This window comes from Streptomyces sp. ATexAB-D23, from assembly GCF_000373645.1.
Classification (GTDB): domain Bacteria; phylum Actinomycetota; class Actinomycetes; order Streptomycetales; family Streptomycetaceae; genus Streptomyces; species Streptomyces castrisilvae.
Map to the genome: position 1 here is coordinate 55,293 of NZ_KB892027.1, position 6,952 is coordinate 62,244.

The window sequence follows — 6,952 nt, forward strand, 5'->3', positions numbered from 1 at the left end:
TACGATGGGGCGGTGAAGTTCGTGATAGTGCCAGGTGGCTGGCAGGGTGGATGGGCGTTCGACGCGGTGGCGGCCGAGCTGCGCCGCGACGGTCACCAGGTCGAGGCGGTGACCCTGGCGGGGCTGGAGCCGGACGGCCCGCTCGACGTGGACCGGCCGCCCAACCTCGACACCCACATCGACCAGGTGGCCGGGATCATCGACCGCGGCGGTGACACGCCCCTCGCGCTGTGCGGGCACAGCTACGGCGGAATGGTGATCGCCGGTGCCGCGGACCGGCTCGGCGACCGCATCGACCAGCTCGTCTTCATCGACGCCTACGTCCCCGAGGACGGCGACTCGTGCTGGTCCCTGACCAGCGACCGGTTCCGGCACCTGTTCATGGCCGGGGCCCGCGAGGACGGCCGCTGGGTCGCGGTCCCCCAGGGAGCGGACCCGCGTGCGCGGCCCCACCCACTGGCGAGCTTCCTCCAGTCGTTCAGGCCGGGCAACGACCCCGCACACGCGGTCGGCCGCACCTTCGTCAGCGGCGGAGCCTGGCCGGGCAGCCCATTCGTGGACCTGACCGAACGGCTGCGCCACCGCGCGGGCTGGAAGGTCCACGACATCCCCGTCGGCCACAACATCGCACGTCACGACCCGGGGGGCCTCGCAGCGGTCCTCGGGGCGCTCCCGCCGGCCGGCCGGAGCGCATGACGCCGCGGCGGGGCCCCGGCCGGGGGCCGGAACCCCGCACGCCACCGACCGGGGCCGTCGGTCACTCGCGGGCCGCCGCCGTGCTGCTCATGTCCGCGTAACGGGCACCCGCCACCCGCGCCGCCAGCGGTTCGAGCGCGGTGAGTTCGGCCGCGGACAGGGTGAGGGCCGCCGCCGCGGCGTTCTCCCTCAGCCGGGCGGACCTGCGGGAGCCGGGGATGGGCAGGACGGTGAGGCCGTGGACGCCGGACTGCTGGTGCAGCCAGGCCAGCGCGACCTGTGCGGGGGTCGCCGCGTGAGCGGCGGCGATCTCACGGACGGTCCCCAGGAGCGCGTGATTGGCGCGAACGTGCTCGTCGGCGAACCGGGGCATCGTCAACCTGCCGTCCCCCGGGGCCAGTCCGTTCGGATCGGAGAACGCCCCGGTGAGCAGGCCGCGCCCGAGCGGCGAGTACGCAACGAACGCCACGCCGAGTTCCGCGGCCGTGGGGACCGCCGAGGCCTCGACATCGCGGCTGAACAGCGACCACTCGGACTGCAACGCGGCGATCGGGTGGACGGCGTGCGCCGCGCGCAGTTCGGCACCGGTGACCTCGGAGAGCCCCAGGTGGCGGACCTTGCCCTCCTGGACGAGCTCCGCCATCGCACCGACGGTCTCCTCCAAGGGGACCGACGGGTCGCGGCGGTGCGCGTAGTACAGGTCGATCGTGTCGATACCGAGCCGCTTCAGGCTCGCCTCGACGCACTGGCGTACATACGCGCGGTCGCCGCGGACCTGGTTCCAGGTGCGCCGGCCCGGCTCCCGCACGATGCCGAACTTCGTGGCGAGGAAGACCCGTTCGCGGTGGGTGCGGACGAACGGGCCGAGCAGCACCTCGTTCCCGCCGTCCCCGTACAGGTCCGCGGTGTCGAACATGGTGACGCCCACGTCGAGTGCGGCCCGCAGCGTTTCCCGCGTCCGGTCCGGTGCGACGGGCCCGTAGGCCTCGCTGAAGCCCATGCAGCCCAGGCCCTGGGCGCCGACCAACGGGCCCTTGGTGCCGAGGGGAACGACGGGGAGAGTAAGGGCAGACATGACAGGGGCTCTCCTTGTGTGGCGCCGAAGGCCGGGAAGGGGGCGGACATCATGTGTGAAGGGGAAGGGTGACGTCGATGATCTCCTGGACGCGGTCCATGAGGTCCTCGCGATTGTGCTGGATCCAGGAGATGTGCTGGCTGCCGAAGAACGCGGCGACAACGACCCGGGCCATGGAGGTGATGTTGGCGGTGGGCCGCAGAGTGCCCTCCTCCTGGGCCTGTGCCAGCAGCTCGGAGATCAGCTGGGTGAACTCGCTGAACGGCGTCGGCATATCGGCGTCGACGAGGTTCCGCTCGATCTGCAACCGGGCACCGGCCTGCATCACCGGATTGTCCCGAAGGGCCACCGCCGTCTGCAGGAGGAGTTCGGCGACCGCGTGGAGCGGCGGGAGACGCCTGGCCGTGACCGATTCGGCGATGGTGGGCAGGTGGGTGTAGAACTCCGCGGTGACCGCGACGGCCACCGCCTCCTTGTTGGTGAAGTGGAAGTAGACGGCACCCTCCCGGACATCGGCAGCCAACTCGGCTTCTCCGAACAGTCACTGCAATGGGTCGTCAGCGCCTACGCGGTCGCACTCGGCGGACTGCTCCTGTTCGGAGGCCGGGCGGCCGACCGGATCGGCCCGCGCCGCATGCTGGTCACCGGCCTGATCATCTACGCGTTCTCCTCCCTCACCGGCGGACTCGCCACGGACGCCGGGCTCCTGGTGGCCGCCCGCGCGCTCCAGGGCGTAGGCGGCGCACTGCTGACACCGGCCACGCTGATGCTCGTCTTCACGACGTTCGCCCCGGGCCCCGAACGCAACCGGGCCACCTCCATCTGGGGCGCCATGGGCAGCGCGGGACTGGCCGCGGGCTCGCTGCTCGGCGGCGTCCTCACCAGCGCCCTCGGCTGGAGCTGGGTCTTCTTCGTCAACGTCCCGCTCGCCCTGATCGCCGCCTTCGCCGCCACGCGGATCCTCCCGCCCGACCGCCCGCTCGGCACCGGCCGCAGCTTCGACGCCTTCGGCGCCGTAGTCGCCACCATCGGCTCGACCCTGCTGGTATTCGGCCTCGTCAGCGGCCCCGCCAAGGGCTGGGGCTCGACCGAGGGCGCCGGTGCCCTGGCACTCGGCGCCCTGCTGCTGGCAGCCTTCGTGCTCATCGAGAAGCGCTCCACCGACCCCCTGGTACCGCTGAAGCTGTTCCGCCTCCGGGGCCTGACCATCCCCATGCTCGCGATGATCATCTTCCAGGCCTCACTGGGCGGCACGTACTACCTGCTCACCACCTACCTGCAAACGGCGCTCGACTACAGCGCCCTCGCCGCCGGCATCGCGTTCCTCCCGCCGACGGTGATCTGCATGGCGGTGTCGATGAAGCTCAACGCCAAGGTGCTGGGACGGCTCGGCGTCCGCACGACACTCTTCCTCGGCACCGTCGGCACCGCCGTCGGACTGGCCGCGATCATCGCCGGCATGACCACACACGGCTCGTACTGGGCACTGCTGCCGGGCATCGCGATCTGGGGCGCGGGCGGCGGCTTCGCCTTCCCCTCGCTCTTCGTCGCGGTGGCGTCCTCGGGAGCCGAACCGGCCCAGCAGGGCGTCGCCGCCGCACTCGCCTCCACCTGCCGTCAGATCGGCGGCGCCATCGGCCTGGCCGCCCTGGTCGCGGTGGCGAACGCCCACGCCGGCCACAACCCCACCCCCCACGGACTGGTCGGCGGACTCCGCACGGCAGGCTGGGTCGCCGCCGCGGGGACCCTCGCCGGCGCCTTCATCGGCCTCGCCCTCAAGAAGCAGCCCCGCCCCGCCCCCGCACCGGCCACCCCCGAACCGGTGACACCGGAGGTCGCCGACACCGCATCCAACACGGCCTGAAACCCGTGGCCGCGCTCGTGCCCCCCGCCCTCACCCGGCCGGGGGCGCGAGCAGCGGGAGTACGGGCGGTTCAGCCCCGGGCACCCGCCGCGGACCCGGCACCCGCAGCCGTGGGGAACGCGTAACGCACCGGCTCATGCACCTCCGTGATGGTGCCGTCGATCCGTGCCTCGACCCAGCCGATCTGCGTGTGGTCGTCCAGTTCCACGGACAGCTGCGGCGGGGTGTCGGGATGTCCCCTCCACCCCACGAGCCCCGCCTTCACCCGCAGCTCGCGCCGAGGACTCGAAGGGAACCGGAGCTGCCCATCCACCTTCCGGTACAGCTCACCGAGCATGTCCCAGTCGACACCCGCGAGGTCCACCGGCACGCTGTCGGCCGCATCGGAGCCACCGGAGCCCACAAAGGAACTCCAGCCCCTTCCGCTCTGATAGGTGAGATTCTCGAAGTGCTCGGGATCATCGGCGATGGGGACGGTGACCCAGGCGAAACCGTCCGACGCGGAGAAGGAAACAGCCTTCGTGCTCCCGGTCCGGCGCTTGACGTCCGCGATCAGCCCGCGCACCCGGTCGGGCGTGGTCAGGTCCGGCCGGGGCATCTTCCACACCGAAGGGGAAGCGGACGGCGACCCCCCGCCCGAAGGGGCGGCCCGGTCCTCGGCCGCCCCGCCGGGCAGCAGCGCCCACGTGGCCAAGCACACCGAAGCGGCGACCACGGCCACCACGAGGAGCACCGCCCGCCGACGGCCGGGCCGGCGCTCCTCCTTGTCCTCCTCGTCCGGATCCGATCGCGGCGGGGCGTCCTCAGGACCCGGCTCGGTCCCCTGCCCCGAAGACGCGGACCGATCCGCCCACCCCTCCGGTATCGCGTCCCGCGGCTCGTCGCCGCCACCGCCGGCATACCCGTACGCAGACGCCGCACCGCCGCCGGACTCCGCCGCGCCACCGACGCCGTCCGCACGGTCCGCCCGCGCCCCCGACTCGCTGTCCACCCCGGCCACCCCTCCGCAACGCACGCCGAGCCGTCCCGGCCGGCCCGAACAACACCACTGCATGAAGGAGATGCCACAAACACCACCCGCAGTTCCCCGACAGGAACGGCGCGCCGCAGGACTCAGGGCCCCACGACACGTGCCGCGCGGGCAGCGGCCACCCACTGGGGGAACTCCTGGAGCATCTGGTCGAAGAGCTGATGGTCCTCGACGGCCCCCGGGTCACGGCCGGCGTGGAAGAAGCCGGCGTTGTCGACTGGGCGACGGGCCGGAACAGCGAGCGTGTCGAGCCTGCGCAGGAACGCGAACTCGTTGGCATCGGGGTCACCGAACCCGATGAACTGCCAGAACAACGGAAGACGAGCCGCTTTGCAGAGATACCGCTCGGCAGCGAGCTTGCTGGTCGGCCCGCCGTCGGTCTGAAAGATCACCAGAGCGGGGTCGCTGCTGCCGGAGGCCAGGTAGTGGTCGATGACCTCATCCATCGCCCAGTGATAGTTCGTACGGCCCATGTGGCCGAGGTTCTGGTGCAACTTGTCGACGAGCCCCCGATGCCGGCCCAGCACCAGATCCGTCGACCCGTCGACGTCCGTGGAGAAGAACACCACCGGCACTATGCCGTCGTCATCAAGATGCGCCGACAGCGACAACACCTGCTCGGCCAGACGCTGCATGGTCCCGTCCCGGTAGTAGGGCCGCATCGAACCCGAGCGGTCCAGCACCAGATACACCGCGGCCCGCATGCCCTCCAGCCCGTGCGCACGGACACTGCTGCCCGCCGCCTCGTACAGCGGCACCAGATCGGGCGCGCGCTCAATCACCTTGGACAGACTGATGGCCGGAACACACGGCCGACTGCTCGAAGAAGTCACCCCCACATCCTGAAGCGTCCGCCGCGTGCCGCGTGCCTCACCCTTCTGCGCGACAGGGGCGGAATAAGCCCCTCTATGTCCATTTTGGCCAGTTCGGGGCTCCCTCCGTCACCCCCGTGGCCACTACGTTCACCCCTTGACCGAACACACACGACCAGGGGGAAAGGGCAACGATGCGCCCCACAAGTCCCGTCGGCCGCCTAGGCACCGCGCTCATGGCCTGTGCGGCCTCGGCCGCTGTAGCCACCGTGGGCCTTGCCGTCTCACCGGCCACGGCCGCACCCGCCGAGCCCGCCGCCACCGCACAGGCCGAACTCGGCGACGCCTGTACGTCGGCCGACCTCGGCACCCGCCACCCGTACATCAAAACGACCGAAGTCACGCCGACGGTCACCCACTTCAAGGGCTGGTACGTCACCGAGGGCACGACCGGCACCCAGACGGTCACCACCACCACCCAGACCACCATCACCGTCTCCGTCGGCGCCAACGGCAGTGTCAACGGCACATACGGCACCGAGGCCCTCGGCCAGGTCGGCGCGACCCTGGGCCTGGAGGTAAAGGTCGAATACACCTCCACCAGCAGCGAGTCGAACGCAGTCACGTGGAACTTCAACCAGCCCGGCTACTACGGCGCCTACAAGGGCACCAAGAAGGTCACCGGCACGTACGGAAGCCTCAACTGCAACCGCGTCCAACAGGACGACGGCAGCTGGGCACTGAAGTGGGTCGAAGGATCCGGCAGCGGTAGCTTCACGACGTTCACCACGATGGAGGAAGGCGCGGTGCGCTGCGAGGACACAGTGCCCGCAGGCAGCATCATGGCCAAGGCGCAAAGCCTCCTGGACTGCGGCTCGGCCGCCGCGAAGGCCGAGCACCCCGCAGGTGCGGTGGCGCCGACGGCACAGCAGAAGCAGGACCGCGCCGCGCAGCACCCGGCCCCCACCGGCGGCACCTCCGCCGAGCAGCCCAGGACCACCGTCCCCGCCGCGCGAGCCGCACTCAACTGCGGGCCCGAGACCTACAAGATCGCCGTGCCCGGCAAACCCCTCTCCTGGGGTGCCCCGCTCCTGGAATCCGACGGCGTCCGCCTGCGCCCCTCGACGATCTTCAGCGCCCACCTGGACAACTGGCGTCTGTGTGACGTGACGGAGCAGAACGGTGTCCTCGAAGCGACCCTGTGGAACTGGGGCAACGGCGGCTGCGCGACCATCGCCGCCCAGAACGCGGCCACCGAAGAAGCGACCCTGATGACGGCCCCCTGCGCGGAGGACGACCTCCAGCGCTTCTACATCTACCGCGACGTACCCGGCAGCTCGTCGATCGGCGTACAGAACAAGTACACCGGCTCCATGATGGGCCACGACCGCTACGCGGACGGCGAGTTCATCCGCCAGTACTCCAGCGGCAAACAGGACGGCACGGGAACGTACGACCTGACCGAAGTCTGACAG

The 6,952-nt window shown here is 70.9% G+C and carries 7 protein-coding genes; 3 read left to right on the forward strand and 4 right to left on the reverse strand.

Annotation, left to right across the window (positions count from 1 at the left end):
• Positions 1-12: 12 nt before the first annotated feature.
• Positions 13-696, forward strand: a complete 684-nt coding sequence (locus B082_RS36485; RefSeq protein ID WP_037710754.1) for an alpha/beta fold hydrolase — start codon at positions 13-15, stop codon at positions 694-696.
• A 61-nt stretch (positions 697-757) separates the two neighbouring features.
• Here the strand turns inward: B082_RS36485 and B082_RS0123890 are convergent, their stop codons facing one another.
• Together B082_RS0123890 and B082_RS39535 are read right to left on the reverse strand one after the other, a co-directional pair.
• Positions 758-1,771, reverse strand: a complete 1,014-nt coding sequence (locus B082_RS0123890; RefSeq protein ID WP_018554325.1) for an aldo/keto reductase — start codon at positions 1,769-1,771, stop codon at positions 758-760.
• Between the two features lie 49 nt (positions 1,772-1,820).
• Entirely contained in the window at positions 1,821-2,294 is a 474-nt protein-coding gene (locus tag B082_RS39535; protein WP_199783844.1) for a TetR/AcrR family transcriptional regulator, read from the reverse strand.
• Between B082_RS39535 and B082_RS0123900 the strand changes: the two genes are divergently transcribed.
• Complete coding sequence (locus tag B082_RS0123900; protein ID WP_018554327.1) at positions 2,256-3,635, forward strand: MFS transporter; 1,380 nt, start codon at positions 2,256-2,258, stop codon at positions 3,633-3,635. The genes B082_RS39535 and B082_RS0123900 overlap by 39 nt on opposite strands.
• Before the next feature lie 70 nt (positions 3,636-3,705).
• On the opposite strand, the gene B082_RS38715 is transcribed toward B082_RS0123900, so the two are convergent.
• Together B082_RS38715 and B082_RS0123910 are read right to left on the reverse strand one after the other, a co-directional pair.
• Positions 3,706-4,626 (reverse strand): hypothetical protein, encoded by a 921-nt coding sequence (locus B082_RS38715; protein WP_199783845.1) that lies wholly within the window; start codon positions 4,624-4,626, stop codon positions 3,706-3,708.
• 122 nt (positions 4,627-4,748) lie between these two features.
• The gene (locus B082_RS0123910) at positions 4,749-5,498 is read right to left on the reverse strand and encodes a VWA domain-containing protein (protein WP_018554329.1); all 750 of its coding nucleotides are present in this window, start codon (positions 5,496-5,498) and stop codon (positions 4,749-4,751) included.
• Positions 5,499-5,671: 173 nt separating this feature from the next.
• Here B082_RS0123910 and B082_RS0123915 point away from each other — a divergent pair, with 173 nt between their 5' ends.
• Positions 5,672-6,949, forward strand: a complete 1,278-nt coding sequence (locus B082_RS0123915; protein WP_026250137.1) for a hypothetical protein — start codon at positions 5,672-5,674, stop codon at positions 6,947-6,949.
• Positions 6,950-6,952 lie beyond the last annotated feature (3 nt).